Consider the following 25,062-nt stretch of genomic DNA (forward strand, 5'->3'; position numbering starts at 1 on the left):
CTTTCGCTAGTCCGCTGCATCATCCTGTGACAATGGGCGAACTTATCTACGGTGCAGAGACTTCTTACGAGATGGAAGACCGCACGCTCGCCCACGTCAAGGTTGCGGTGGGCGCAAAACTCCGACGTCAGGAATCGTTCTACCTGAGCTGGGTCGTGCCGGCGTCGAGCGGATCGGGGCGGATCAGCATTTGGCTGTCTCCAGCCATCCCGCTGCAGTTCCACTTTCGGGGAAACACCGCCCCGAAGCTCAGCCCCATCTGGGTTCAGGCCTTGGAGCTGACGGCCGTCAGCGATCGGGGCATGGTCGTGCTGCCCGAGAAAGAGGCCGAGGCCTACGTGCGGGAGCACCCGCACGTCTAGGCGTCACGGGCGGGGCCGACTCACGCCGCAGTGACCCCTGGTTCCGCATCCGGTTCTGGATCGACCCAGAGGTCGCCGGAGCCATTGGTGCTCACCATCAGGGCGTTGAGCCAAGCCCGGTTGAGTTCAGGTCGATCGGGATCCGTGAACTCGAACTCGAGCGGGATCGATGGGTGAATCCAGAGCGAGCTCCGGTGACTGTCGTCGCCGAGGCCCTCGATGCACGAGAGCGTGAAGGACTCCTGACGCCGGAGTTTGGTGACGACAACCGACTTCACGTGCGCCAGGGTGCGATCGTCCAGTTCGACGCGGCGCTCCCCGCCACCATAGATAATTGCGCCCATCATGCACCCCGTGTTCTGGTTCGAAGCCAGAGGGATCCCTCCGGCAATCTCAGCCCACCCTACCGCCTGACGCCCATTCGGGGGTCATTTCGGCTCCGAGCACGGCCGCTTGTCAAGCCCACGCGGTTCTCAAGCTTCGGAACTATCGTGGGAGCATCCGAGCCTGAGGAGCTGATTCACATGAGCGACCAGAACGACGACCGACTGAACGACAACCGGCTGAACGACCCGCAACAGATGGAGGATGACCTCCTGATGGAGGACGAGATCACGGTGCCGGCCGACGAGGGCGTGTTCGAGAACGAGGACGCCGCGGAACCCGAGCACAAACGAACCGGGGTGTTGGGCGACCCCCTCGACGTCAACATCGGCGAGGACACCGGCCTCCTCGAGTGAGGGCGTCGCGGATGCCGCGGCGCCGGTGTTCTGGCAGACTCGTGCCATGAAAACGTCGATCGGCAACCCGGGCGGCTCGGCGGAGCGGCCAGCGATCTTCTTCGACTCCCCCGAGGAGTTCCGGGCCTGGCTGGTGGCCAACCACGAGACCGAGACCGAGCTCTGGATGGGGCTCTACAAGAAGCACGTGCCAGAGCGCGGCCTCACCTGGGAGCAGGCCGTTCCCGAGGCGCTCTGCTTCGGCTGGATCGACTCCGTGGCCCAACGCATCGACGACGACGCCCGGCGCCAGCGGTGGACCCCGCGCAAGGGCGCGAGCACCTGGTCGAGCGTGAACATCGCCCTGGTCGAGCAGCTCACCGCCGCCGGCAAGATGCACCCGGCCGGCCTCGCCGCCTTCGAGCGCCGCCGCGCCGACCGCTCCGGGGTGTACTCACACGAGAACCCCGAGCAGGAGTTCTCACCCGAGGCGTCGGCCCGGCTGGCTGCGAACCCGGCGGCATCCGCATTCTGGGCGGCCGCAACGCCGACGTACCGCCGCCAGGCCACCCATTGGGTGCTCTCGGCGAAGCAGGAGGCCACCCGGGAGCGCCGGCTGGCCCAGCTCATCGACGACAGCGCCGCCGGGGTCTTGGTGCCGTTCCAGCGCTACGGCGAGGTGCCCAAGTGGGCGGCGCGGGCCGCCGAGGCGGCGCGCGCGGCCTCCTCGAACAGCTGAGCGCTAGCCGCGCTCCTCGAAGAAGGCGAGCGCGGCCTCCCGGAACACGCGGGAGCCGGGGGCGTTGAAGTGGTGCCGCCCGGGCAGCTCGACGAAGGAACCGTGCGGGGTGGCATCCGCCAACTGCTTCGAGCCCTCCAGGATGGCGTCCTCGCTGCCCGTCGCGAAGAGGATCGGCTGCAGCGGCGGGTGCGTGACATCGGGGTCGGCGTCGCCGAAGCGCATGCCCTCGGCGAGCGCGATGAGGGCGCGCAGGTCGTTGCCGGCGACGCGCTCGGCGAGCGTCACGTAGTTGAGGGTGGTCTTGTCCTCGAGCGGGGTGCCCTGCTCGGCGTAGGCGCGCGCCTGCTCGATCTGCAGCCGGGCGAGCGGCACGCCGTCGGGGATGCCGCCGAGCACCGCGCGCCGCACCAACTCCGGGTGCGCCACGGCGAGCTGCCAGCCGACGCGGGCGCCGAGCGAGTAGCCGGCGTAGAGCACCGAGTCGAGCATGTAGGTGTCGAGCACGGTGACCAGGTCGGCCACGAAGGCGTCCATGCTGAAGTCGGCCGCGTCGTGCGGCTTGTCGCTCGCGCCGTGCCCGCGCTGGTCGACGCCGAGCACCCGGAATCCGGCCCGCGTCAGGTCGCGCACCCAGCCGGTGTTGACCCAGTTGTCGCGGCAGCTCGACGCGAAGCCGTGCACGCAGAGCACGGTCGGCGCGTCGTCGTCGCCCCAGAGGTAGGTGGCGATGCGGCGCCCGTCGTCCGACATCACGAATTGCGGATGCGGCATCTCGGTGAGGGCCGGAAAGGCAGGAGTCATGGCAACCATTCTCTCGCGCAGGATGCACGGTCGCGCGACGCGCGCGGCACCGGGCACGAGCAGAGAGAGCGCCTCACAGCGCTAGATCACCGCGCGGAGCTGCGCCATCGCCCGTTCGAAATCGGCTTCACTGGCCTCCACGTCGCCGACCGACGACAGCCACCCTCCCGCCATCACCGTGAGTGCGGCGTACACGGCGTTGGTGGCGAGCGATGCCTCGCGCTCCGGCTCCCCTGGCAGCTTGGCCAGCTCGGGGTGCGCGCGCAGCCAGCTCGCGGCCGCCTCCATCAAACGCTCCCCCGTCTCGACGAGCAGAATGGTTCCCACCCTGCGGGCGGCCGGCTGCTCGGCCGCGAGACGGGCCCGCATCCGCGCGACGTCACTGTTGACGTGGGCGTGGCCGATCGAGGCGAAGATCAGCTTGTACAGGCCGCGCGTCAGATCGTCGGGTGCCTGGTCGAGCACCGCGGCCGCCTCCTCGCCGCCGAGCACCGGGATAGGGCGCCCCACGATGGCGGCGTCGCGCGACGGGAAGTAGTTGAACAGGGTGCTGCGCGAGACATCCGCGCGCTCACAGATCGCCTCGACGGTCACGTGGTCGAAGCCCAGCTCGAGCGCGAGCTCGACGGAGGCCATCTCGATGGCGTTCTCGGTGGCGCGACGCTTGCGGGCGCGCAGCCCCTCGGGGGCGGGGGTCGCAGTGTGAGGCATGATTCTCCGGTCCGTGGCGTGCGCCGCGCGGAATTCGGGGCTTCGAGGTCGTTCGCCCCACTCTACCGTTGGGCATTCGGGATTCAGCTTTGACAGGCGGCGGGGCGGGGTGTCGCTACTCACCCTCTGGCGCGGCGCGCACAGCGTTGCGGTCGGCGACGAGGGTATCGCGCACCCGGCGGCGCAGGATCTTGCCGATCAGCGACTTCGGCAGCTCCTCCCAGACCAGGTACGTCGACGGCCGCTTGTACTCGGCCAGCTGCTCGCGGGCCAGCGCGCGCGCGGCATCCGCGTCGAAGGTGGCGCCGGGCTCGAGGACGACCGCGGCCGTCACGACCTCGACGCCGCCGCCGCGCGGCACGCCGACGACCACGGACTCCACCACGCCGGGCAGCTGGTTCAGCACCGCCTCGACCTCGCTCGGCGAGACGTTGAAGCCGCCGGTGATGATGATCTCCTTCTTGCGGTCGACGACGGTGACGAAGCCGTCTTCGTCCTGCACCACGAGGTCTCCGGTGCGCAGCCAGCCGCCGGGCAACAGGGTCGCGGCGGTGTCCTCCGGCCGGTTCCAGTAGCCCTGGAACACCTGCGGGCCGGCGATCAGCAGCTCGCCCGTCTCACCGAGGGCAACCTCGACGTCTGGGTTGTTCGGGTCGACGACGCGCATGTCGATGGAGGGGAAGGGGATGCCGATGGTGCCCAGCTTGCGGGTGTCGCTGAACGGGTTCGCCAGGGCGACCGGGCTCGACTCGGTCAACCCATAGCCTTCGTTGAGCATGCTGCCGGCGAGATCCTCCCAGCGCTTCACGACGGCCGGGGTCAGCGTCATCGCGCCGGAGATGGCGTAGACGACGCCGCTCAGGTCGAGTTTGCCGTCGCGGGCGACGCGGGCCAGGCGGTCGAACATCGGCGGCACCGCCGGAACGAAGGTGGGCGGGAACCGCTTCGCCGCCTGCGAGACGAGCTCCGGGTCGAACGTCGGGAACAGCACGGCACGCGACCCGGTCTCCACCGAGTAGATCACCGAGAGCAGCAGGCCGAAGGAGTGGAACATGGGCAGCAGGCCGTAGATGCTGCCCTCTCCGCGGGTGAACTCCGGCATCCACGCGGCCCCCTGGCGGGCGTTCGACCACAGGTTGGCGTGCGTGATCATGGCGCCCTTGGGTGCCCCCGTCGTTCCCGAGGTGTACTGCAGGCAGGCGACGTCGGATGCCGCGGGGCGCGGGTGGTTCGCCGGCAGCGGCGCCGAGCGCTCCAGCGCGGCGAACGCCACGGTGCCCGTGGTGGGCCCGGTGAGCTTCGCGCGCGACTCCTTGGCCTTCGCCACCGGCAGGCGCAGCGCGAGGCGCGTCAGGAACGGCATCGCGCGGGTCACGTCGACCGCGATGACGGTGTTGATGCCGAGCTCGGCGGGCAGCGACTGGATGGTGGGCGCGACCTTGTCCCAGCTGACGACGACGGTGGCGCCGTGGTCGCGGAACTGCGTCTCGAGCTCGTCGCGGGTGTACAGCGGGTTGTGCTCGACGACGATCGCGCCGAGGCGCAGCACCGCGTAGAAGGCGATGACGTGCTGCGGCGCGTTCGGCATGATGAGGGCGACCCGGTCGCCGGCCTTCACCCCGAGCGTGGCCAGCCCGTTCGCGACCCGCGCGACCCGGTCGGCGAGCTCACGGTAGGTCACCGTCTCGCCGAAGAAGCTGATGGCGTCCTGCCCGGGCCAGCGGGCCACGCTCCCGTCCAGCAGGTCGACGAGCGACCCGGTGACCGGCTCGATGTCGACGGGGGTTCCGGGCGCGTAGAAGCGGTTCCAGGCGCGGGTCTCGTTCAGATTCACCGCTCCAGCATAGTTTCCCTGATTCCCGCTCACTTTCACCCCCGGTGCCGCGGCGCTCAGGGCGTCCACCACGGGCGCAGCGGCAGGTCGCCAATGCCGCCCTTCGCATCCGGTTTGACGGCGAGCACCTGGTGCAGCTGGATGCCGTTGCTCTCGAAGGCGAGCCGGGAGCCCGCCATGTACAGGCCCCACACCTTGGCGGTCGGCAGCCCCACCTCGGCGACCGCCTCGTCCCAGTGGGCGACGAGGTTGGCGCACCAATCGCGCAGCGTCAACGCGTAGTGCCGGCGCAGGTTCTCCTCGTGCAGCACCTCGAGGCCGACATCCTGCGCTGCGGTGATGATGCGGCCCGAGCCGGTCAGCTCGCCGTCGGGGAAGACGTAGCGGTCGATGAAGCCGCCGGCCGCTGCTTTGTGCGTGTTCTCCGGCCGGGTGATGCAGTGGTTGAGCAGCAGGCCGCCCGGGCGCAGCCGCGACTGCAGGAACGCGAAGTACGCCGCGTAGTTGCGCACGCCGATGTGCTCGAGCAGCCCGATCGACGAGACGGCGTCGAAGCGGGTCTCGCCGATGTCGCGGTAGTCGCCGTAGCGCACCTCCGCCAGCCCGGCGAGGCCCTCGTCGGCGATGGCCTGCTGGGCCCACGCGGTCTGCTCCCTCGACAGGGTCACCCCGGTGGCGCGGATGCCGCGACGGGCGGCGTAGCGCACCATGCCGCCCCAGCCGCAGCCGACGTCCAGCAGCCGGTCGCCGGGCTTCAGCCGCAGCTTCTCGAACACCAGCCGGTACTTGTTCTCCTGTGCCTCGTCGAGCGTGGCGCCCGCGTCCGGGTAGCACGCGCAGGTGTAGGTCATGGAGGGGCCGAGCACCCACTCGTAGAAGGTGTTGGACACGTCGTAGTGGTGGTGGATCGCATCGGCGTCGCGGCCCTTGCTGTGCCGCAGGCCCGAGGCGGCGCGGCGCCAGCGGGCGGGCGCCTCCTCGGGCGGCGGGGCGACCGGCAGCAGGTGCGAGACGCCGATGGAGCGGACGATGTCGGCGATCACGCGCGGCTGCGGCAGCGTGAAGACGAGGTCCCCGGCGAGCGCCTTGAGCAGCTCGTACGGGTCGCCGGGGTGCACCCCGTGGACCTCGAGGTCGCCGGCGATGTAGGCGCGGGCGAGGCCGAGGTCGCCGCGGGCGGTGGCCAGGTAGCTGGTGCCGCGCGGCGATTTCAGCTCGATGCCGAGGGTTGCATCCGGCGGCCCGGCGGAGCTGCCGTCGTAGGCGGTGAAGCGCAGCGGGAGCCGGCCGCCGGCCAGAATCTCCAGGACCTGCGCCAGGGTCAGCTTGGGCGCTGGCGCGCCCGATTCACCGTGTTCTTCCCTGCCGTGTTCTGCGTTGTCCGGCATCCGCTCTTTGAACGTCGTCATCGTCGTTGCACCGCCTTCGCGTAGAGGTCGAGGAGTCGTGAGTCTGGGTCGTACCGCCGCTTCACCGCGCGGTAGGCCTCGCCGCCGTAGAGCGCGTCGAACTCGGCCGGCGTATAGAAGGAGTCGGAGTACAGCGACTTGTGGCCGTCCAGCGCGCTCACCTTGCGCTCGATCATCCGGTTCGTCTGGCCGGTCAGCCGCCCGACGGGCACCGTCGACCAGAAGCCGACGTTGACGTAGCCGCGGTTCGGCTGCAACGGGTAGAGCGGCCAACCGGCAGCCGTCTCGCCCACCTCGCGCAATCGCAGCGGGCACAGCCAGATCGGGGTGATCGGCACCCGGGCCAGGAACCAGTCCAGGAACTCGACGCAGCGCTCGATCGGGATCTCGACGTCTTGCACGACCCGCTCCCGCCGCGGCTTGCCCTTGACCCGTTCGAGGCGGTCACCGATGTGGAAGCGCTGCTCATACTTCATCAGCGTCCCGTAGAAGCTGCTGCGCCGGTAGCGTTTCGGCCAGAGCCGGCGGAGGCGCGGGTTCTGCGCGCCGAACGCCTCAGAGCACCAGAACCAGTCGGTGTCCCAGCGCCACAGGTAGTCGTGGATGGTGAGCCGGTCGGTCTTGACGCCGGCCTCGTGCTGGATGGAGCGGTAGTAGATGGCCTGGTCGGTGTAGTCGCTGACCGGGCCGGGCGCATCGCTCTGCGTGCCCAGGCAGAGATAGCCCTCCTCCTCGCTGAACACGACGCCGTCGAGGTAGTCGACGCGGATGCCGTCCAGCTGCCGGGTCTCGGTGATGCGGCTCATCTCCGCGACCAGCTCGGTGAGGGAGTGGAAGCGCACATGCCGGAGCTCGACGAACGGCTTCACCTCCTCCAGCTCGATGCGGAGGCGCACCGCGTAGCCAAGGGTGCCGTAGGAGTTGGGGAACGCGCGGAACAGGTCGGGGTTCTCCTCCGGCGACGCGGTGAGCAGCTCTCCCGCGCCGGTCAGGATGTCCATCTCGAGCACCGACTCGTGCGGCAGGCCGTTGCGGAATGACGTCGACTCGATGCCGAGGCCGGTGACCGCCCCGCCGAGGGTGATGGTCTTCAGCTGCGGCACCACCAGCGGAGCCAGCCCGTGCGGCAGCGTCGCGGCGACCAGGTCCTCGTAGGTGCACATGCCGGCGACATCCGCGGTGCGCGCCTCGGGGTCGACAGCGATGACGTCGGTCAGCCCGGTGGTGTCCAGGCCCGGCGCGCGCGCCTGGGTGCGCGTGCGGAACAGGTTGGAGGTCGGCTTGGCCAGCCGCACCGGCGCGCCGTCCGGCAGCGCCCGATAGCTCGCCAGTAGGCGCTGCACGCCATCGGCGTGAGCGACCCGTGCATCAACCGGAGCGACGGACACGCTCCCACGCTAGTCCGCAACGCCGCGGGCCGCGACCTCCAATCCGGCGGGAGGTCTCCGCCGTTCCGCAGACGCATTGCGGGGCGTGGCCATCGGCTGGGGCCGCCCGTTCAGCCTTGGAAGTCCTCCGGGTCCACGTCGTCCAGGAACCTTTTGAATTCGTCGAGCGCCTCGTCCTCGTCGGCGACCGTCTCCACCATGGCGGCGGGGATCCCCGCCGCCTCCAACACCGCGTCGGCGACGAAGAGCGGCGTCTGGGTCCGCACCGCGAGGGCGACGGAATCCGAGGGCCGGGCATCCAGCACCAGCCGGCCGGCAGCCGTGGCGAGCGTGATCTCGGAGTAGAAGGTGCCCTCGTCGATGCGGGTCACCTCCACCCGTTCGACGCGGGCGCCGACGCTGTCGACCAGCGTCTTCATCAGGTCGTGGGTCAGCGGCCGCGGGGGCGGGTCGCCGCCCAGGGCGAAGAGCGTCGAGGTCGCCTCCTGCTCGCCGACCCAAATCGGCAGCACCTGCCCGACGCCGGGCGCATCGGAGAGCGACTTCAGCAGGATGACGTGCTGACCCTCGACGTCCAGGGCGACCCCGAGTACGCGAACCTCTACCATGTGTCGACTCCCGTCGAACCGTCGGGCATGACACCGCCATAGTACGTCCGGCGCCCGCGTGACGGCCCTGCGAGTCTTCGCCCAGCAGCCGTTCCGGACCGATGCGCCCGCCCACCGCCGGCTCGGCGCCGCTGGCACCCGGCGGCCGAGGCGGGTCCGGCCCGTGCCCGCACTGTTCACCCTCCGTTTGATTCGCAGTACGGCGTTCTCGTAATTGCCGCTCACCTTCTGCCGTTTGGATACCGGTGTTCTCGCAATTCGCGAGGGACCACACTCCGAAAGGTCGCCATGCGTCGCTACACCCTGCCCGCGATGGGCATGCTCGCCCTCTCCGCCCTCGCACTGACGGGATGCCAGGCATCCGACGTCGGCGCCTCGCCGGCCCAGGACGCCCCCATCACGATCGCGACGATCCCCGTCTCGGACGACCCGACGGTCGAGAACCCCGTCGACGCCCTGGCCCGCCTGCTCGAGGAGGAGACCGGGCGCACCGTCGAGATCACCGACGTGCCCGACTACCTGAGCGTCGTCGAGGCCATCCGCTCCAACCACGTCGACATCGGCATCATGAGCGGCTTCCCCTCCGCGCTCGCCGTCAACACCGGCGAGGTCGACGCACTGCTTGCCTGGAAGGGCAGCGGCGACCCGGTCTCCACCTGCGTCGTACTGGAGGACTCCCCCATCCAGGCCGTCGAGGACTTCGCCGGGAAGACCGTCGCCTTCGCCGACCAGGCCTCCAGCTCTGGCTACTTCATGCCCGTCTACATGTTGCACGAGGCGGGCCTGGAGCAGGGCACCGACTACGAGTCGATCTTCGCCGGCGGGCACGAGGGCAGCTTCGCCGCGCTGGCGCAGGGCCAGGTGGATGCCGCCTGCACCGCGTTCGTGCTGACCGAGATGGGCGCGCCCATGTTCCCGTTCGCCGACGGCGAGTGGCGGGCCGTGGGCGAGAGCCCGGCGATGGACGTGATGGGCACCGTGCTCGCCCGCCAGTCCCTCGACCAGGAGACCCGCGAGCTGCTGCAGACCGCGCTGCCGAAGGTCTTCTCCGAGGCCAACGCCGAGGCTCTCGCCGGCTACAGCTCCTTCATCGGGCTCGACGTCGAGATCGCGCCGAAGCCGAGCGTCTTCTCCTCCTTCGCCGAGATCGCGGCCGTCGCCGGTGTGAAGCTCGAGGACTTGAAGTGAGGACGGCGGTCCGCCCCGTCGCCCCACCGCCAGATGCCCTGACATCCGCCACGATGCCCGCCGTACAGCTGCCCACCACCGCCCAGCTGCGCCAGGCGCTGCCCCTCGTCTCGGTGCGCGGCCTCCGGGTCGCCTACGACGAGCAGCTCGTGCTGAACGGCGTCGACCTCGACCTGCTGCCGGGCGAGATGGTCGCCCTGCTCGGCGCCTCCGGCTCCGGCAAGTCCACCCTGATGAAGAGCCTCACCGGCTTCGCCCCCATCTCGGGCGGCAGCGTGCGGGTCGCCGGGCACGACGTCACCAACCTGGCGCGGGGCGAGCTGCGGACCCTCCGCTCCGAGGTGGGCCAGGTGTTCCAGCAGTTCAACCTGATCCCGCGCCTGAGCGTGCTCTCCAACGTGCTCACCGGCGCGCTGCACGGCGCCGGCCCGATCAACGTGGTCGGTGGATTCTCCAGCGCGCACCGCGCCCGGGCCATGCACCTGCTGGACAGGGTCGGCATCGCCCACAAGGCGAAGGATGCCGCCCGCTCGCTGAGCGGCGGCCAGCAGCAGCGGGTCGCCATCGCCCGGGCGCTCATGCAGCAGCCGCGGGCCATCCTCGCCGACGAGCCGGTCGCCTCCCTCGACCCGAAGCTCGCCGACTCGGTGCTCGAGCTGCTGCGCGAGATCGCGACCGAGGACGGCATCCCCGTCCTGGTCAGCCTGCACGTGCTGCCGCTGGCCCTCGCGCACAGCGACCGCATCGTCGGGCTCCGGCACGGCGAGATGGTGCTCTCCGGGCGCACGGCGCAGCTCGACGCCGCCCAGCTCGCGGTGCTCTACCAGGACGAGGAGGGCGCCGGCGATGAGCGCGACCACTGAGACTCTCCCCGCTCCGGCTGTGCGCCGCGAGACGACGCCCACCCCGCTCAGCGCGGCCGAGCGGGCCCGGCTGGAGCGCGCCTTCTCGGCGCCGCGCACCCGGTTCCTGATCGGTATCCCGGTCGCGATCCTGCTCCTGCTCTGGTCGTTCAACGGCGCGGAGTTCAACTTCGCGAAGCTCGGCCAGGGCACCGTCAACATGGGCGAGTTCCTCTCCCGGTTGTTCCCGCCCGACTTCAGCAAATTCGGCACCATCGCCGCGCTGCTCGTCGAGACCTTCCAGATGGCCATCGTCGGCACCGTTCTGGGCGCCGTGCTGTCGCTGTTCGTCGCGTTCGCGGCGGCCTCGAACATCGCGCCGAAGTGGCTGTACTACCCGGCCCGCTGGGTGATGAACGTCATCCGCTCGGTGCCCGACCTGGTCTTCGCGCTGATGTTCGTCTCCGCGGTGGGCCTCGGCCCGTTCGCCGGAATCCTCGCCATGACGCTCGGCTCCCTCGGCTCGATCGGCAAGATCTTCGCCGAGGCGATGGAGTCGGTCGACCGCGGCCCGATCACCGCCATGCAGGCCGTCGGCGCCTCCAAGCGGCAGGTGATCCAGTACGGCGTGCTCCCCCAGGCCGCGCCGCTGCTCGTCTCGTACACGCTGCTGTTGTTCGAGGGCAATGTGCGCGGGGCGACGATCCTCGGGCTCGTCGGCGCCGGCGGCATCGGCCTCGAGCTCACCACCGCCATGCGCATGTACGACTACGGCCACCTCAGCGCCATCATCATCTGCATCATCGTGCTCGTCACGGCCATCGACCAGGGCAGCGCCCTCATCAGAAAGAGAATCACATGAGCTCCTCCACCCTCCTCCGCCCCGGTATCGACGACGGCATCGACACCGGCATCGACATCGTGCTGAGCGCGCCGGTCAACCTGCGCGACCTCGGCGGCATCCCGGTCGGCGACGGAAGCGTGCGCCCCGGCGTCGCCATCCGGGCCGACGACCTCTCCACCATCACCGCGGATGCCGCGGCCGAGCTGGTCGAGAACGGCCTCGCCGCGGTCATCGACCTCCGCACCCCGCTCGAGGTCTCCCTCACCGGCCGCGGCCCGCTCGCCGGCCACGCCGTCGCCTACCACCACCTTCCGTTGATGGCGAGCGTGGCCGACGGCATGCCGAAGGAGGTGCCGAGCTTCACGCCGGAGGCCATGGGGCAGATGTACCTGGCCATGGTCGAACGGGCCGCCCCGCAGCTCGTCACGGCGCTGGGCATCATCGCATTCGCCCCGGGGTCGACCGCGTTCCACTGCGCGGCCGGCCGCGACCGCACGGGCGTGCTGGCCGCCCTGTTGCTGCTCATCCTGGGTGCAGACGACGAGGACATCGTCGCCGACTACGCCAGCACCGGCCCCAACATGCCCGCGATCCTGGAGCGCACCCGCCCGGTGATGGGGGCAATGATGGCCCGCCTCGGCATCGACTTCAACGGGGCGAGCGCCGCCTCTCTCACCGAGCAGCCGATGCACCCGTCGATGCGGGTGCTGCTGGCCGGGCTCCGCGAGCGGCACGGCGACCCCTTGGCGCCGCTGCGCGCGGCCGGGCTCGGCGACGACACCGTCGCCCGGCTGCGCTCCCGCGCCCTCGGCGCATGACCCTGCCCACCGCTCCGGATGCCGGGGCCGCGGTTCGCCGCGGCCCCGGTCGCCCGCGCGACGAGGAGCTCGACGGGCAGATTCTTGCGGCGGCCCTCGCCCTGATCGACGCCGAGCAGGAGGTCACGGTCGCCCGGGTGGTCGCCGGCAGCGGTGTGAGCCGCGCCGCGCTCTACCGCCGCTGGCCCTCGATGACCACGCTGATCGCCGCGGCGCTCGACGTCGGGCGCAGCGTGCCGGCCGAGATCCCCACAGACGGAGACGGCGCCGGCGCGCTGCGCGAGGCGGTGTTCGCCGCGCTGCTCGGCGACCCGAGCTTCGGCGGCACCTCGCAGTTCACCGAGACCCGCTTCCGCCAGCGCATCCGGCTCGTGATGGCCGACCGGCAGCTGCAGAAGGCGTACTGGTCGTCGCACGTCGCCCGCCGGCGCGGCCCGATGGAGCGGGCGTTCCTGGTCGGCCGTGAGCGCGGCATCCTGCGCCCCGACCTCGACGTGGAGGCCAGCTTCGACGCCATCGCCGGCGCCTGTTACTACCAGCTCATCGTGCGCGGCGACAGCTTCGACGACCCGGCCACCCGCGCCCGCGTGCGCGCCGCGCTGGAGATCGTCTGGCGCGGCATGCTGGCCTGAGCGCCGCGAGGGCGGGGTCTCATCCCTCCAGGGCCGGCTCCGGGCCGCCCGCCTGCCCGCCCGCCGGTTCCCTGCTCGACGGGCTCGCCTCGTCGCGGGCGGGGGCCTCCGCCTCCAGCCGCGCGATCCGGGCCCGCGCGTTCTGCTCGCTGGGCGACATCCGGCCGAGCACCCGCACCCCGAACACGAGGAACGCCCGGGTCAACGTCACCGCCGGCCACCACGGCCGGCGCAGGCCGAGCAGCTCGCGCTGGCGCCGGTCGAGCGAGGCGACCGCCCCGCCGAACAGGATCGGGTACACCCGGCCGGTCATGCCCGGCAGGCCGGGCTTCCGCAGGAACCGCACCGCCTCGGCGACCCGGGCGTCGGGCTTGGCCTCCTGCAGGAAGGCGTCCATCTCGGCGTGCAGCTCGGCGACGCTCCGCGGCGGGTGGGCGACGCCCATCAGCACGCCGGCCTGCGCCCATTCCCGCACGTAGGCGTCCGGCCCGCCGGGGATCGGCCCGCCCCAGGTGGCGTGCGCGCCGAGGAACGCCTCCGTGAAGGCGTCGTGCACCCAGCGCAGCAGCTCCTCGTCGTTCGCCGCGTACGCGCGTTCCTCTCCGCGGGCGTCGACGTAGGTCCCGGTCACGTGCTCGTGCAGCCGGGAGACGTGGGCGGATGCCGCCGTCGCACTGGCCCGGTCGCCGAACGTCGTCGTGGCCACCCAGCGCACGGTGCCGTCCAGCCGCCCGAGCGGGTCCTCGTGGTAGCGCGACCAGTCGTGCACGCCGGCCATCGCGCCGGGGTGCAGGGTCTGCAGAAGCAGCGCGCGGATGCCGGCGACGAGTGTCGGCAGTGCGCCGTTGACCGCCCAGACGGCGCTGCCGGGGCCGAAGAAGCCGGCATCCGTGCCGCCTGCGAGCGCGTGCGTCCAGGGCGGCGGCCGGCGGCGACCCGAGCGGCCGGGCCGCCAGCGCGCGGTGGCGTCGTGCGCGATGCCGTCGTGCGCGCTGCCGTGCGGCGCCCCGTTCGGCGGGGCGCCGGCGTCGGCCGCGCGGCGATCGCTCATGAGACGACGCTAGCCCGGTTCGGCCTAGCTGCGGCTGCGGATCTGCTGCGAAGCGGGTGAATCCGGCCCCGCCGCCTCCGCCGCATCCGCACCGCGCCCGGCGACCACCCACGGGATGAAGCCGAGCAGCACGAAGAACGGGAAGAGCAAGACCTGGTTCGGCATGGCCGGGGCCGCCGTCGCCGCATTCGCGCCGAGGAGGCAGAACCAGACCCAGAGCGCGGCGGATGCCGAGCCGAAGCAAAACAGGTAGGCGATGCGGCGCCCGCGGCCGCCGCCGTCGTAGGCGGTCGCGAGCAGGCCCGTGAGAAAGCTCACGGACGCCGGCAACAACAGGGCGGTCCAGGCCGGTGCCTGCGTGGAGGCGGCCCCGGCCTGCCATTGCGTCGTGATCGTGCCGGTGACGGCCTCCCACGTGGCGGGGAGGGACAGGAGGAGCACCAGCAGCGGGAGCCAGCAGAGGCTCACGGCGATGATCTGCCTCACTCGGTCTTCTCGCGGCGACATGGGCCTACTCTCGCATGCACCCGGCGCACCGCGCCGCCGCCCCGGGCGCTGTTCCCGCAGGTCCGCTCACGGTTGCCCGTTCAACGGCACGGATCGACGCTCTGTGGCACGATCAGTCCATGGCCAACTCCCCCTCCGGCGACTCCCTCACCGGCCGCATCGCCCGGGTGCTGGAATCGTTCACGCCCAGCCGCACCGCGCAGACCGTCTCCGAGATCGGGCGGCGGGCCGGACTGCCACCGTCGACCGCGCATCGGCTGGTGAGCGAGATGATCGCCGAGGGGCTGCTCGAGCGCGGCGACGACAAGCGGGTGCGGGTCGGGCTGCGCCTGTGGGAGCTCTCCACCCGCAGCGCGGGGGCCATGCGGTTGCGCCAGCTGGCCATGCCGTTCATGGAGCGGGTGCAGGCCCGCATCCGCGAGCACACCCAGCTCGCCGTGTTGGAGAACGACGAGGCGCTCTTCCTCGAACGGCTCTCCTCACCGACATCCGGCGCCAATGTCACGCGGATCGCCGGTCGGCTGCCGCTGCACGCCTCCTCGTCGGGGGTGATCCTGGCCGCCTACGCGGGCGAGGAGGTGCAGGGCCGCCTGCTCGCCGGCCCGCTGGCTGCCCTCACGAGCGAGACGCCGGCCGACCCGGCCACGCTCCGCCGGGTGATGGATGACGCGCGCCGCCGCGGCCACGTCGTCGCGCCCGGCTGGATCGAGCTCGTCTCGACCGGGGTCGCCGTGCCCGTGCGCGACGAGGCCGGAGGAATCACGGCGGCGCTCTCGGTCGTGCTGCCGCGCGACTCGGGGCGGGAGGCGGCCGCGCTCGAGGAGCTGCTCGCCGCGGCGGCCGGCATCTCGCGCGCACTGGCGGGTGCACGGCGCACCTGATTGCCGTTCAACGGGCAGGGCCGTTCGCCCGGCGCGGGCGCCGGGGAGACTGGTCGCTCCGCATCCCGCCGTCGAAGGAGACGACTTGACCCAGCCTGTGAGCACCCGCGTCGCGATCATCGGGGCCGGCCCAGCTGGCCTGCTGCTCAGCCACCTGCTGAGCGAGGCCGGCATTGACTCGATCGTCATCGACTCCCGCAGTCGCGCCGAGATCGAGGGCACGGTGCGTGCCGGCATCCTGGAGCAGGGCACCGTCGAGGTGCTGGCCAGCATGGGCGCCGCCTCCCGCGTGCTGACAACGGGCAAACGGCACGACGGCGTCGAGTTCCACTTCGACGGCGAGCGCCACCGCATCGACTTCGCCGCCCTCGTCGGCCGCAGCGTCTGGCTCTACCCGCAACACGAGGCGCTGAAAGACCTGATCGCCGCCCGCCTCGCCGCCGGCCAAGACCTGCGTTTCGGCGTGACCGCCCAGGGCGTCGAGGACGCGTCATCCGACCGGCCCCGCGTTATCGCCACAGACGCCGACGGCCGGCAGCTCGAGATCCAGGCCGAGTTCGTGGTCGGCGCCGACGGCTCCCGCAGCGTCGCCCGCACCGCCGTCACCGGCTCCCCAACCGGCGGCTACTTCCGTGAGTACCCGTTCGCCTGGTTCGGCATCCTCACCGAGGCTCCGCCGAGCGCCGAGGAGCTGATCTACAGCAGCTCACCGGCCGGCTTCGCACTCATCAGCCAGCGCAGCCCCGAGGTGCAGCGCATGTACTTCCAGTGCGATCCAGACGCCGACCCGAACGCACTGACGGATGCCGAGATCTGGGCCACCCTGCAGGAGCGGGTGCCCGGCACAGAACTGGCCGAGGGCCCCATCTTCCAGCGCGACGTGCTGCGCTTCCGCAGCTTCGTCGCCCACGAGCTGCGCCACGGCCGGGTCGCCCTCGTCGGCGACGCCGCGCACACCGTGCCGCCCACCGGAGCCAAGGGCATGAACCTCGCCGTGGCCGACGTGCTCCTCCTCAACCGCGCCCTCCAGGCCCTGCTGCTCGAGCGCGACGAGCGGCCGCTCGACGGCTACGCCGAGACCGCGCTGCGCCGCATCTGGAAGGCCCAGCACTTCTCCTGGTGGATGACGAGCATGCTGCACACGGCACCCGACGCCAGCGACTTCGACCAGCGGCGCCAGCTCGGTGAGCTGCGCGGCGTCGTCGAGTCGGAGGCCGGCAGCGCCTATCTTGCCGAGGCGTACACCGGCTGGCCGCTGGAGGTCGGCGTTTAGGGGCAGGCCAACCAGCCTCGGGTGCCGTGGCGCGGCTCGACTCGCAATCAGGGCGTGGGGTCGGGGCGCGGTCGTTCCGGCGCGGCGTCCCCGCCGCGGCGCACGTCGTCGCGGCGCACGTCGTTGACATCCGGGTCAACGGCATCCGCCTCGCGAAACTGTTCCTCGGATTTCGCTTGGAAGGTGGCGGCCTCCGACTGCCGCAACTCGGCCTCCCGCTGCAAGCGGTCCGCCTCGATGCGGCCCAGTTCGGCTTCGGCCGCGGCACGCTGGGCTTCGGCGTCGTTCTTGCGGGCGTCCTCCGCTCCCTCCTGTGCCTGGGCGCGGATGTCCTCCGCCTTGCGCCGGTCGGCGGCGGCAGTCGCCTCCCGGCGCTGCTTCGAGAAGTAGTACACGACGCCAATCACGACGATCACCACGATGACGCCGACGACGATCCACAGGACAATGCTCGTATCCATGAACTTTCCGCCTCTCTGCGGAGCTGGGTCGCCCCAGTCAACGCCTTTTCCGGCGAGATGGCAACGACTCCCCTGAGCCCGGATGCCGGCCTCGCTCGCCGGGCGCGGCTCCACAATCCCGATCGCGCACGAGCTACGCTTCACACCAACGGTCGCCCCGCCTGCCCCGCACACCCACTGCGCGGCACCACTCCTCCGGCTGCTCCGGCTGCTCCGGGGCGGAGAGCGAGAGGTTGATGCGCAGAGATTTTCGAATCGAAGAGACACCAGAGGGCCGCTCGCTCGTGGTCACCGGAGCGTGGAGCGCGGCGGCCGAACGAGCGATGCACACCAAGGGTGCCGACGGCCTTGTGCTCAACCACGCGCACGGATTCAACGAGCGAGACCTCGGCTTTCTCCGTGGACTCCGCATTCGCAGGCTCGACATTCTGGATCGCTCACTCGAAGATCTGACACCGATACACGCCCTCGGAGCGTCGCTGGAGTTCTTGGCGGTTGAGGCGGGCGCCACGGCCACCCTCGACCTGAACGAGCTGCCGAATCTGACCTCCCTGTGGTCCTCCTGGCGGCACGTGTCGAGCACGATCGACGCTGCGACAGAGCTCACCGAGTTCGGCTCGCTTGGCTACGCCGCCGCCGATCTCCTCCCGCTGTCGAGACTCACCAAGCTGACCACGTTGCGCATGAAGCACTGGCCGAGCATCCAGAGCCTGGACGGGCTGGGCAGCTTTCCGTTGCTCGCCCAACTCGAGATCGTCCTCGCCCGGCGCCTTCGCGACTTCTCGGCACTTCGAACGCAGGCCAACTCCTCCGCGCTGAGGGTGCTGACCCTCGACTCCTGCGGTCGCCTCGACCGGTTGGACGATCTCGTCGGCCTTACAGAGCTGACATCGCTGAACATCGGCAACTGCCAAGACATCGAGTCGTTGCATCCGCTCCTGCGCCTCACGAAGCTGGAGCAGCTGTTTGCGTACGAATCGACGGTCGTCCTCGACGGCGATCTCTCGCCGCTCCTCGCCCTGCCTGCGTTGACCAGAGTGAGGATGGCGAGCCGCAAGAGGTATCAGCCGTCCACGCAGCACGTCGATGCGGCGCTGGCGGCACGGTCGCCGCGGTAGCGCGAGAATGCCGAACCCGAGGGCGGCCGCACATTGACGCCGCGACGATACGTCGCCGCGTCCGGAGGGCACCACCTCTCCGAGAAGATGACGAGCATGCTGCACATGGCCCCGGCCCCCAGCGGCAACGGCCGGGTGTGGGATGCGCAGCAAGTCCTGCTCGGACTGATCGGCGATGTCGGCGACTTGGCGAAGGCTGTGCAAGGCGCGGAGGGCTGGCGTGCCCCGGACGATGTGAGCGGGCGACTCTCCCATGAGCTCTCGGATTGCCTGTGGTCGCTGTTGACGTTGGCCGACAAGCTCGGGGTCGACTTGGAGGCGAGTTTCCTTGCCACCATGGGCGAGCTGGAGCAGCGGCTCAAGGCGTCTCCCGCTGGCGATACTGCGGAGGCGTCCGGGACGTAACCGCTCGGTCCGCGGCCGCCGCTGCCGCGCAGCGCCCTCGGCCGGGCTGGTCGACCTAGCACAGGGACAGCCCGACGGCTATCCCCTAGAACCGCGCCGCTCTCGCTGGAACCATGGAGGGATGTCTCCCACGAACGTCCGCGCCGCCTCTGCGGCCGCCACCCCACCCCGTGAGCAGGTGACCCGATGACTGGCCTGCTCCACGACGACTCCCTGTCATTCCTCACCCGCGGCTACGACTTCGGCGCGCAGATCTGGCGCCGCACCCGCCAGGGCGCCCGGGCCGTGCCGCTGCGCCTGCTCGGGGGCGACGCGCTTCTCGTGCGCGGCAGCGACGGCGTCGCCCTCTTCTATGACGACACCCGCATCGCGCGCCACGGAGCGATGCCCGCATTCGTGCAGGACACGCTCTTCGGGCGCGGCTCGGTGCACAGCCTCGACGGCGCGGCGCACCATCATCGCAAGGCGACGTTCGTGGATGTCGCCTACGAGGACGCGCAGGTCGAACGGCTGCGTCCAGTGCTTCAGACGGAGTGGCAGTCTGAGCTCGACGCCTGGCTCGGCGGCGGCGAGCGCAGCGCCTACGACGCCGCGGTCGGCGCGTTCGGGCGGGCGATCATGCGGTGGGCCGGCCTGCCCGGCACGCGCGAGGCCCAGACCCGCTGGGCGGCTCGGCTGGCACAGATCGTCGACGGATTCGGTGTGCCCTATTCCCCCGAGTATCTGCTCGCCTACGGCAACAGGCTGTGGTCGGATCGTCATGCGCAACGGCTGATCGAGGCCGTGCGCGCCGGAACGCTCGACGCGGAGGCGGGCACCGCCCTCGCCGAGTGGGCGAGCCACCGCGATCCGAGCGGTGACCTTCTTCCTGCGCGGCTGGCCGGAATCGAGCTGCAGAACAGCATCCGCCCGATGATCGCGGTCGCCCGCTTCGTCGCCTTCGCCGCGAAAGAACTGCGCGACCGACCGGAGTGGCGCTCTCGCATCGCGGCCGAGGCGGCCGAGCGTGGGTCCCTCGTCGACGGCCCGCTCGCGACGGCCTTCGCGCAGGAGATCCGACGCACGGCCCCGTTCGTGCCGATGCTGCCGGGGCGGGCGCTCGCCGACATCGAGCTGGACGGCGAACGTCTGCGCGCCGGCGGGCGGGTGGTGCTCGACATCCTGGGCACCGACACGGACCCGCGGTCGTGGCCGCACGCCGAGAGTTTCGACCCCGAGCGCTTCGAGGGTGTCGAGGACTACGAGGCGCTCACGGCCTTCGTTCCGCAGGGTGGGGCCGATGTGGCAAGCGGGCACCGCTGCCCCGGCGAGAAGCTCGCGATCGCGGGGCTGGCGGCCGCCGTCTCAGCGCTCAGCGATCCGGGCGTGACGATCCTCGGCTCCGGTCTCGACGTCAATCGCCGCCGCCTTCCCACCAAGCCCGCCTCGGGCGGCCGCGTGCGCGCCGAGGCAACCACATCGCGCTGCCCGGTGCACCGAGGCTGACCAAGCGCGGCATCGTGGCCTGAGCCCCGCGCTGCATGCCGCCGCCCGGTTTCAGAACGGGCCCGACATCAGAATGAACCCGGCGTCAGAACAGCTGGCGCCAGTTCGCGCGCGCCAGATCGAGCAGCTCGTCGCCGCGCCCGGACATCACGGTGCGCAGCGCGTAGAGGGTGAACCCCTTCACCTGCTCGGCCGTGATCGCCGGCGGCATCGACAGCTCCTGTGGCTCGGTCACCACATCGAGCAGCGCGGGGCCGTCGACGGCGAGAAACTCGGTGACCGCCTGCTCCAGATCCTCCGAGCGCTCGACGCGTCGGCCGTGGATGCCCATCGCCTCGGCGAGGCTCGCGAAGTCGGGGTTGCGCAGCTCGGTGCCGAAGGTGATGAACCCGGCGGCCTTCATTTCGAGCTCGACGAAGTTCAGCGACGAGTTGTTGTACACGACGACCTTCACCGGGAGCCGGTTCTGCGTGAGCGTGATCAGCTCGCCGAGCATCATGCTCAGGCCGCCGTCACCGGCCAGGGCGACGACCTGGCGCTCCGGCTGCGCGGCCTGGGCGCCGATCGCGTGGAGCAGGGCGTTCGCCATCGAGCCGTGGCTGAACGAGCCGACCAGCCGGCGCGCGCCGTTCATGTGCAGGTAGCGCGCCGCCCAGACGACGGGCGAACCCACGTCTGCGGTGAACACGGCATCCGCCCCGGCGTGCGAATCGAGCAGCTTGGTGAGGTACTGCGGGTGGATCGGCCGGCCGGCGGCCGCGGGCACGGCGAGCTCGTCGAGCTTCGCCCGGGTCGCGGCGAAGTGGCTGAGCGCGTCGTCGAGGTGGCGGCGCGACTCCTTGCGCTCGATCAGCGGCAGCAGGCTCCGGGCGGTGTCGCCCACATCGCCGACGAGGCCGAGGTCGACCGGATGCCGGCGGCCCAACTGCGCACCCCGGATGTCGACCTGCACCGTCGTTGCCCGGCTCGGGTAGAACTGTTGATACGGGAAGTCGCTGCCGAGGACCAGCACGAGGTCGGCCGCCTCCATCGCCCGGTAGCCGGACGCGAACCCGAGCAGCCCCGTCATCCCGACGTCGAAGGGGTTGTCGTACTCGATGAACTCCTTGCCGCGCAGCGCGTGCACGATGGGCGCGGCGAGCAGCTCGGCCAACGCGATGACATCGTCGTGCGCGCCCTCCACGCCCGCGCCGGCGAGGATGGTGACCTTCTTCGCGCCGTTCAGCAGCGCGGCCGCCTCGGCGAGCTCGGGTCGGCTCGGCGTGACCACCGGGTTGGCGCGGCGAATCCGCACGGCCCGCTGCTCGGTCGCACGGGCCAACGCCACGTCGCCCGGGATCACGACGACGGCCACTCCGCGCAGCTCGATCGCCGAGCGCATGGCGATCTCGAGCACGCGCGGCATCTGGCTGGGGTCGGCCACGTACTCGACGTAGACGGAGGCCTCCCGGAACAGCTCCTGCGGGTGCGTCTCTTGGAAGTAGCCGCTGCCGATCTCCGCCGTGGGGATGTGCGCCGCGATCGCGAGCACCGGCACCCTCGACCTGTTCGCATCGAACAGGCCGTTGATGAGGTGGAGGTTGCCTGGCCCGCAGGAGCCGGCCACGACGGCCAGCTCGCCGGTGAGCGCGGCATCGGCGGCCGCGGCGAATGCGGCCGTCTCCTCGTGTCGAACATGCACCCACCGGATCGTGCCGTCCTTGCGCAGGGCGTCGGTGAAGCCGTTCAAGGAGTCGCCGGGGAGGCCGTACACCCGCCGCACCTCGTTGACCTTCAACACCTCGACGATGTTCTCTGCGACGGTTCCCATTGCCTTCTCCTCCGAGTAGCCCTGCGGGTGGTGCGCGTGCGGGCCACCCTACGCCGGGTTCCCGGGAAGCGGCACCGCGCGTTCGCCTGTGCGCCACCTGCGCGCCAGCCGGGAGACATCCGGTGCCGCTTCGATGGCGGGGGCTCGCCGCACGCTCGTGCGCCGCCGTGCCCACCCACTCCCATATGAAGGAATGAATTGATGACGACCAAGGACACAGTCCGCTGGCACAGACGGGGCGTGGTCTCGACCGCCCTCCTCGCTGTACTCGGCGGGGTGCTCGCTGCGCCGATGCCGGCGCTGGCCGCCCCCGACGTACCGACGGAACCGGTGGTGACGACCGCGAGCACCTCGTGGAAGTACCTCGACGATGGAACGGACCCGGTGAACGGCTCCGGCGCCCTGCGGGCGTGGACCGCCCCGGGCTTCGATGACTCCACCTGGAAGAGCGCCACGGGCAGCTTCGGCGCCAAGTCCGGAAAGCTCGCCGCGGTGGGTCCGCACACGCCGGCCACCCTGCTCAACCACTACCTCAACGGCACCGCCGCCCCCACGGTGCCCACCTACTTCTTCCGCACGAGCTTCGACCTCCAGCCCGGCGTCGCCGATGCCGTCGGCTCGGTGCTCGGCGACGTCGTCTACGACGACGCCCTCGTCGTCTGGGTCAACGGCACGAAGGTCGCCGGCTTCGTCGACGACCGGGTCACCGGGACCAGCAACCAGGAGTACGCGGGCAACAGCGGCGGCGATCCCGTCGCCAGCAGCTTCACCGTGGACCCCGAGCTGCTCGTCGACGGCACCAACACCGTGGCGATCGCCCTCTACCAGGACCGCGCCACGAGCTCGGACATCTACCTCGATGTGCCGTCGATCCGCCTCCTCCCCGTGCAGGACCCCGGAACGCCCGTCGTGGCTCCGCCGACCCGCGTCATCCTCACCCCGACGACCACCCCGGAGACCTCGCAGTCCTTCTCCTGGCTGGCTGGCGATGCCGGCCACGCGAGCGGGCAGGTGCAGCTCCGGCCCGCGGCCGGAGGCGATGTGCGCACCGTCGACGCCTACCGGGCCGGTTTGGTGAACAACAACCCGAAGCCGCACTACTCCGCCACGGTGACCGGCCTCGCACCCGCGACCGCCTACAGCTACCGCGTCGGCCTGGAGGGCAGCTGGAGCGAGTGGAAGACCTTCTCCACCGCCGACCCCGCCGCCACCGACTTCCAGTTCGTCTACTACGGCGACGCCCAGATCGGCCTGGACAGCACGTGGCCCGAGGTCGTGCGCCAGGCGGAGGCGACCGCGACCCGGTCCGTCGGCTCCGTGCACGCCGGCGACCTCATCGACACCGGCAGCAACGAGACGCAGTGGAACAACTGGTTCACCGGGATGACCAACTCGGCGGCGAGCTCCAACGTCATGGCCGCCCCCGGCAACCACGAGTACTCCGGCGACAAGAAGCTGGCGGCGTGGAAGGCGAACTTCGAGTACCCGCACAACAACCCCTCCACCGCGACCATCGGCGCTCTGGCCGATCTCGCGGTCGGCGACACCGACGTGGCGCGCCAGTACGCCGCCTACTTCGCGCACTGGGAGGAGTTCGCCGCGGAGACGGTCTACTACACCGACTACCAGGGCGTGCGCTTCATCACGCTGAACGCGACGCGCGACAGCGCCTTCCTGACCCCCGCCACCCTGCCATCCTGCACGGGTGCCGAGTGCCCCTCCGGCAAGGTCTCCCGCCTCTGGACCGAGTTCCAGGGCGCCTGGCTCGACCAGGTGCTCACCGAGAGCGACTCGAAGTGGAACGTCGTCACCTTCCACCAGCCGGTCTTCTCGACATCCGCAGGCCGCGACGAGCCGGTGCTGCGCGAGATCTGGGTTCCCATCTTCCAGAAGCACAGCATCGACCTCGTTCTGATGGGCCACGACCACACCTACGCCCGCGGCTACATCAACGACGACCGCACCGAGACCGCCGGCATCACCGACGGCCCCGTCTACGCCGTCTCGAACTCCGGCGCCAAGCACTACAGCCTCGAGACCGAGGCCAAGAACGTGTGGACGAACAACAACGCCACCCAGGTGCTGCGGGGCGAGGGCGTGACCACCTACCAGGTCATCGACGTCTCGCAGGGCCAGCTGGTCTACCGCTCCTACCTCGCCGAGAAGACCGCCAACGCGACGACGGCCCTGCCCATCGGCGCCGTGTACGACGAGTTCACCATCACCAAGACGGATGCCGGAAAGAAGTGGGTCACCGAGGCCGGGATCACCCCGCCCGTTGACCCGGTGGACCCCGTCGACCCCGTCGACCCCGTTGACCCTGTTGACCCCGTTGACCCTGTTGACCCGGTCGACCCGGTCGACCCCGTTGACCCGGTCGACCCCGTCGACCCCGTCGACCCGGTGGACCCCGTCGACCCGGTCGACCCCGGAACCCTGCCGGCTCCGGTCGACCCGGCCACGCTCACCGAGCAGAACCGCGGCGGCATCACCGTGCCGGCGACCGCCAACCCCGGCCAGACCATTCCGGTTGAGCTCGGTGCGGCCAACGCGAACGCCCCGGTGTGGCCGTGGATCTACTCGACGCCGACCTCCCTCGGCAAGGCCACGGCCAACGCCAGCGGGCAGATCAGCGCGGTGGTTCCGGCGGCTACCGCAACGGGCGAGCACCGCATCGTCGTCCAGGCGGCCGACGGCACCCTGCTCGGCTGGGCACCCGTGCAGGTCGTCGCGGTGACCCCCGGCGGCGACGGAACCGACAACGGGAACGGCAACGGGAACGGCGCCGGCAACGGGAACGGCGCCGGATCCGGTGGTTCGACCACGGGCGGCACCACCGGTTCCGCCACGTCGAACACGGGCGCACTCGCCAGCACGGGCGCCGAGATCAGCACCGCGCTGATCGCCGCCCTCGCGCTGCTGCTCATCGGTGGCGCCACGGCGGTCGTGGCTGCGCGCCGCCGCCGTGCTGCCGCCGTCACGGTGAGCGAGCGCGACGCGCTGAGCTAGCGGCATCCGCTCAGAGAGGGGGCTCGGTCACACTGTGGCCGGGCCCCTTTTCGCGTCGCCTCCCGCGCCGGGCCCAGAGGATGCTCGCGACCGACCCGCCGACCGCAACTGCGAGTGCGAGTGCGAGACCACCGATCACGAAGTCGACACGGGCTACGCTGCAG

The 25,062-nt window shown here is 70.9% G+C and carries 25 protein-coding genes; 14 read left to right on the forward strand and 11 right to left on the reverse strand.

Annotated elements, in window-relative coordinates; all coding sequences use genetic code 11:
* Positions 1-32: 32 nt before the first annotated feature.
* Positions 33-362, forward strand: coding sequence for a DUF7882 family protein (locus tag BLT62_RS16730; RefSeq protein ID WP_083365545.1), 330 nt, complete (start codon positions 33-35; stop codon positions 360-362).
* A 20-nt stretch (positions 363-382) separates the two neighbouring features.
* On the opposite strand, the gene BLT62_RS16735 is transcribed toward BLT62_RS16730, so the two are convergent.
* Positions 383-709, reverse strand: coding sequence for a DUF7882 family protein (locus tag BLT62_RS16735; RefSeq protein ID WP_231919274.1), 327 nt, complete (start codon positions 707-709; stop codon positions 383-385).
* 177 nt (positions 710-886) lie between these two features.
* Between BLT62_RS16735 and BLT62_RS16740 the strand changes: the two genes are divergently transcribed.
* Entirely contained in the window at positions 887-1,102 is a 216-nt protein-coding gene (locus tag BLT62_RS16740; RefSeq protein ID WP_083365085.1) for a hypothetical protein, read from the forward strand.
* Between the two features lie 46 nt (positions 1,103-1,148).
* A complete protein-coding gene (locus BLT62_RS16745) occupies positions 1,149-1,820 on the forward strand; it encodes a YdeI/OmpD-associated family protein (RefSeq protein ID WP_083365086.1) in 672 nt (223 codons plus the stop codon).
* Between the two features lie 3 nt (positions 1,821-1,823).
* Here BLT62_RS16745 and BLT62_RS16750 read toward each other — a convergent pair whose 3' ends face one another.
* The 6 genes from BLT62_RS16750 to BLT62_RS16775 form a co-directional block, all read right to left on the reverse strand.
* Positions 1,824-2,624, reverse strand: a complete 801-nt coding sequence (locus BLT62_RS16750; RefSeq protein WP_083365087.1) for an alpha/beta fold hydrolase — start codon at positions 2,622-2,624, stop codon at positions 1,824-1,826.
* An 81-nt stretch (positions 2,625-2,705) separates the two neighbouring features.
* Positions 2,706-3,335 carry a TetR/AcrR family transcriptional regulator gene (locus BLT62_RS16755; protein ID WP_083365088.1) on the reverse strand — a complete coding sequence of 210 codons (630 nt, stop codon included), beginning with the start codon at positions 3,333-3,335 and terminating at the stop codon, positions 2,706-2,708.
* 115 nt (positions 3,336-3,450) lie between these two features.
* Positions 3,451-5,169, reverse strand: a complete 1,719-nt coding sequence (locus BLT62_RS16760; RefSeq protein WP_083365089.1) for a long-chain-fatty-acid--CoA ligase — start codon at positions 5,167-5,169, stop codon at positions 3,451-3,453.
* Positions 5,170-5,225: 56 nt separating this feature from the next.
* Positions 5,226-6,578, reverse strand: coding sequence for a class I SAM-dependent methyltransferase (locus BLT62_RS16765; protein WP_083365090.1), 1,353 nt, complete (start codon positions 6,576-6,578; stop codon positions 5,226-5,228).
* The gene (locus BLT62_RS16770) at positions 6,575-7,966 is read right to left on the reverse strand and encodes an FAD-binding oxidoreductase (protein ID WP_083365091.1); all 1,392 of its coding nucleotides are present in this window, start codon (positions 7,964-7,966) and stop codon (positions 6,575-6,577) included. Before BLT62_RS16770 ends, BLT62_RS16765 begins: the two co-directional genes overlap by 4 nt.
* Before the next feature lie 110 nt (positions 7,967-8,076).
* Positions 8,077-8,574, reverse strand: coding sequence for a bifunctional nuclease family protein (locus BLT62_RS16775; RefSeq protein ID WP_083365092.1), 498 nt, complete (start codon positions 8,572-8,574; stop codon positions 8,077-8,079).
* A gap of 288 nt (positions 8,575-8,862) precedes the next feature.
* Here BLT62_RS16775 and phnD point away from each other — a divergent pair, with 288 nt between their 5' ends.
* From phnD to BLT62_RS16800, 5 genes are read left to right on the forward strand one after another with little or no spacing between them, the layout of a single operon-like run.
* Positions 8,863-9,762 (forward strand): phosphate/phosphite/phosphonate ABC transporter substrate-binding protein, encoded by a 900-nt coding sequence (gene phnD, locus BLT62_RS16780; RefSeq protein ID WP_083365093.1) that lies wholly within the window; start codon positions 8,863-8,865, stop codon positions 9,760-9,762.
* Positions 9,763-9,815: 53 nt separating this feature from the next.
* A complete protein-coding gene (locus BLT62_RS16785; protein WP_083365094.1) occupies positions 9,816-10,625 on the forward strand; it encodes a phosphonate ABC transporter ATP-binding protein in 810 nt (269 codons plus the stop codon).
* Positions 10,609-11,466 carry a phosphonate ABC transporter, permease protein PhnE gene (phnE, locus tag BLT62_RS16790; RefSeq protein ID WP_083365095.1) on the forward strand — a complete coding sequence of 286 codons (858 nt, stop codon included), beginning with the start codon at positions 10,609-10,611 and terminating at the stop codon, positions 11,464-11,466. The genes BLT62_RS16785 and phnE overlap by 17 nt, the downstream gene beginning before the upstream one ends.
* Complete coding sequence (locus BLT62_RS16795; protein ID WP_083365096.1) at positions 11,463-12,266, forward strand: tyrosine-protein phosphatase; 804 nt, start codon at positions 11,463-11,465, stop codon at positions 12,264-12,266. The genes phnE and BLT62_RS16795 overlap by 4 nt, the downstream gene beginning before the upstream one ends.
* Complete coding sequence (locus tag BLT62_RS16800; protein ID WP_083365097.1) at positions 12,263-12,898, forward strand: TetR/AcrR family transcriptional regulator C-terminal ligand-binding domain-containing protein; 636 nt, start codon at positions 12,263-12,265, stop codon at positions 12,896-12,898. The genes BLT62_RS16795 and BLT62_RS16800 overlap by 4 nt, the downstream gene beginning before the upstream one ends.
* A 19-nt stretch (positions 12,899-12,917) precedes the next feature.
* Here the strand turns inward: BLT62_RS16800 and BLT62_RS16805 are convergent, their stop codons facing one another.
* On the reverse strand, positions 12,918-13,949 hold the full coding sequence (locus BLT62_RS16805) for an oxygenase MpaB family protein (protein ID WP_083365098.1): 1,032 nt from the start codon (positions 13,947-13,949) through the stop codon (positions 12,918-12,920).
* Between the two features lie 24 nt (positions 13,950-13,973).
* Positions 13,974-14,435, reverse strand: a complete 462-nt coding sequence (locus tag BLT62_RS16810; RefSeq protein WP_083365099.1) for a hypothetical protein — start codon at positions 14,433-14,435, stop codon at positions 13,974-13,976.
* Between the two features lie 140 nt (positions 14,436-14,575).
* Between BLT62_RS16810 and BLT62_RS16815 the strand changes: the two genes are divergently transcribed.
* Both BLT62_RS16815 and BLT62_RS16820 read left to right on the forward strand, forming a co-directional pair.
* Positions 14,576-15,337, forward strand: coding sequence for an IclR family transcriptional regulator (locus tag BLT62_RS16815; RefSeq protein ID WP_083365100.1), 762 nt, complete (start codon positions 14,576-14,578; stop codon positions 15,335-15,337).
* 85 nt (positions 15,338-15,422) lie between these two features.
* Positions 15,423-16,610 carry a 4-hydroxybenzoate 3-monooxygenase gene (locus tag BLT62_RS16820; RefSeq protein ID WP_083365101.1) on the forward strand — a complete coding sequence of 396 codons (1,188 nt, stop codon included), beginning with the start codon at positions 15,423-15,425 and terminating at the stop codon, positions 16,608-16,610.
* 47 nt (positions 16,611-16,657) lie between these two features.
* Here the strand turns inward: BLT62_RS16820 and BLT62_RS16825 are convergent, their stop codons facing one another.
* Complete coding sequence (locus tag BLT62_RS16825) at positions 16,658-17,071, reverse strand: hypothetical protein (protein WP_083365102.1); 414 nt, start codon at positions 17,069-17,071, stop codon at positions 16,658-16,660.
* Between the two features lie 236 nt (positions 17,072-17,307).
* Between BLT62_RS16825 and BLT62_RS16830 the strand changes: the two genes are divergently transcribed.
* The 3 genes from BLT62_RS16830 to BLT62_RS16840 all read left to right on the forward strand — a co-directional run bounded on the left by BLT62_RS16830 (position 17,308) and on the right by BLT62_RS16840 (position 20,079).
* On the forward strand, positions 17,308-18,189 hold the full coding sequence (locus BLT62_RS16830; protein ID WP_156786406.1) for a leucine-rich repeat domain-containing protein: 882 nt from the start codon (positions 17,308-17,310) through the stop codon (positions 18,187-18,189).
* Between the two features lie 33 nt (positions 18,190-18,222).
* Positions 18,223-18,594 (forward strand): nucleoside triphosphate pyrophosphohydrolase family protein, encoded by a 372-nt coding sequence (locus BLT62_RS16835; protein WP_231919275.1) that lies wholly within the window; start codon positions 18,223-18,225, stop codon positions 18,592-18,594.
* A 186-nt stretch (positions 18,595-18,780) separates the two neighbouring features.
* Positions 18,781-20,079 (forward strand): cytochrome P450, encoded by a 1,299-nt coding sequence (locus BLT62_RS16840; protein WP_083365105.1) that lies wholly within the window; start codon positions 18,781-18,783, stop codon positions 20,077-20,079.
* Positions 20,080-20,164: 85 nt separating this feature from the next.
* Here BLT62_RS16840 and poxB read toward each other — a convergent pair whose 3' ends face one another.
* Positions 20,165-21,889 (reverse strand): ubiquinone-dependent pyruvate dehydrogenase, encoded by a 1,725-nt coding sequence (gene poxB / locus BLT62_RS16845; RefSeq protein WP_083365106.1) that lies wholly within the window; start codon positions 21,887-21,889, stop codon positions 20,165-20,167.
* Positions 21,890-22,090: 201 nt separating this feature from the next.
* Here poxB and BLT62_RS16850 point away from each other — a divergent pair, with 201 nt between their 5' ends.
* Complete coding sequence (locus BLT62_RS16850; protein WP_197675150.1) at positions 22,091-24,898, forward strand: purple acid phosphatase family protein; 2,808 nt, start codon at positions 22,091-22,093, stop codon at positions 24,896-24,898.
* Positions 24,899-25,062: the final 164 nt, after the last annotated feature.

Source organism: Microterricola viridarii, assembly GCF_900104895.1.
Lineage (GTDB): Bacteria > Actinomycetota > Actinomycetes > Actinomycetales > Microbacteriaceae > Microterricola > Microterricola viridarii.

Excerpts from the sequence above, each read along its gene's own strand:
- BLT62_RS16805 (WP_083365098.1), bottom strand. The coding sequence starts at position 13,949 with ATGAGCGATCGCCGCGCGGCCGACGCCGGCGCCCCGCCGAACGGGGCG.
- BLT62_RS16840 (WP_083365105.1), top strand. The coding sequence starts at position 18,781 with ATGACTGGCCTGCTCCACGACGACTCCCTGTCATTCCTCACCCGCGGC.
- BLT62_RS16730 (WP_083365545.1), top strand. The coding sequence starts at position 33 with ATGGGCGAACTTATCTACGGTGCAGAGACTTCTTACGAGATGGAAGAC.
- BLT62_RS16765 (WP_083365090.1), bottom strand. The coding sequence starts at position 6,578 with ATGACGACGTTCAAAGAGCGGATGCCGGACAACGCAGAACACGGCAGG.
- poxB (WP_083365106.1), bottom strand. The coding sequence starts at position 21,889 with ATGGGAACCGTCGCAGAGAACATCGTCGAGGTGTTGAAGGTCAACGAG.
- BLT62_RS16745 (WP_083365086.1), top strand. The coding sequence starts at position 1,149 with ATGAAAACGTCGATCGGCAACCCGGGCGGCTCGGCGGAGCGGCCAGCG.
- BLT62_RS16740 (WP_083365085.1), top strand. The coding sequence starts at position 887 with ATGAGCGACCAGAACGACGACCGACTGAACGACAACCGGCTGAACGAC.
- BLT62_RS16825 (WP_083365102.1), bottom strand. The coding sequence starts at position 17,071 with ATGGATACGAGCATTGTCCTGTGGATCGTCGTCGGCGTCATCGTGGTG.
- BLT62_RS16735 (WP_231919274.1), bottom strand. The coding sequence starts at position 709 with ATGATGGGCGCAATTATCTATGGTGGCGGGGAGCGCCGCGTCGAACTG.
- BLT62_RS16815 (WP_083365100.1), top strand. The coding sequence starts at position 14,576 with ATGGCCAACTCCCCCTCCGGCGACTCCCTCACCGGCCGCATCGCCCGG.
- BLT62_RS16850 (WP_197675150.1), top strand. The coding sequence starts at position 22,091 with ATGACGACCAAGGACACAGTCCGCTGGCACAGACGGGGCGTGGTCTCG.
- BLT62_RS16830 (WP_156786406.1), top strand. The coding sequence starts at position 17,308 with ATGCGCAGAGATTTTCGAATCGAAGAGACACCAGAGGGCCGCTCGCTC.
- BLT62_RS16785 (WP_083365094.1), top strand. The coding sequence starts at position 9,816 with ATGCCCGCCGTACAGCTGCCCACCACCGCCCAGCTGCGCCAGGCGCTG.
- BLT62_RS16795 (WP_083365096.1), top strand. The coding sequence starts at position 11,463 with ATGAGCTCCTCCACCCTCCTCCGCCCCGGTATCGACGACGGCATCGAC.
- BLT62_RS16800 (WP_083365097.1), top strand. The coding sequence starts at position 12,263 with ATGACCCTGCCCACCGCTCCGGATGCCGGGGCCGCGGTTCGCCGCGGC.
- phnE (WP_083365095.1), top strand. The coding sequence starts at position 10,609 with ATGAGCGCGACCACTGAGACTCTCCCCGCTCCGGCTGTGCGCCGCGAG.
- BLT62_RS16755 (WP_083365088.1), bottom strand. The coding sequence starts at position 3,335 with ATGCCTCACACTGCGACCCCCGCCCCCGAGGGGCTGCGCGCCCGCAAG.
- BLT62_RS16750 (WP_083365087.1), bottom strand. The coding sequence starts at position 2,624 with ATGACTCCTGCCTTTCCGGCCCTCACCGAGATGCCGCATCCGCAATTC.
- phnD (WP_083365093.1), top strand. The coding sequence starts at position 8,863 with ATGCGTCGCTACACCCTGCCCGCGATGGGCATGCTCGCCCTCTCCGCC.
- BLT62_RS16775 (WP_083365092.1), bottom strand. The coding sequence starts at position 8,574 with ATGGTAGAGGTTCGCGTACTCGGGGTCGCCCTGGACGTCGAGGGTCAG.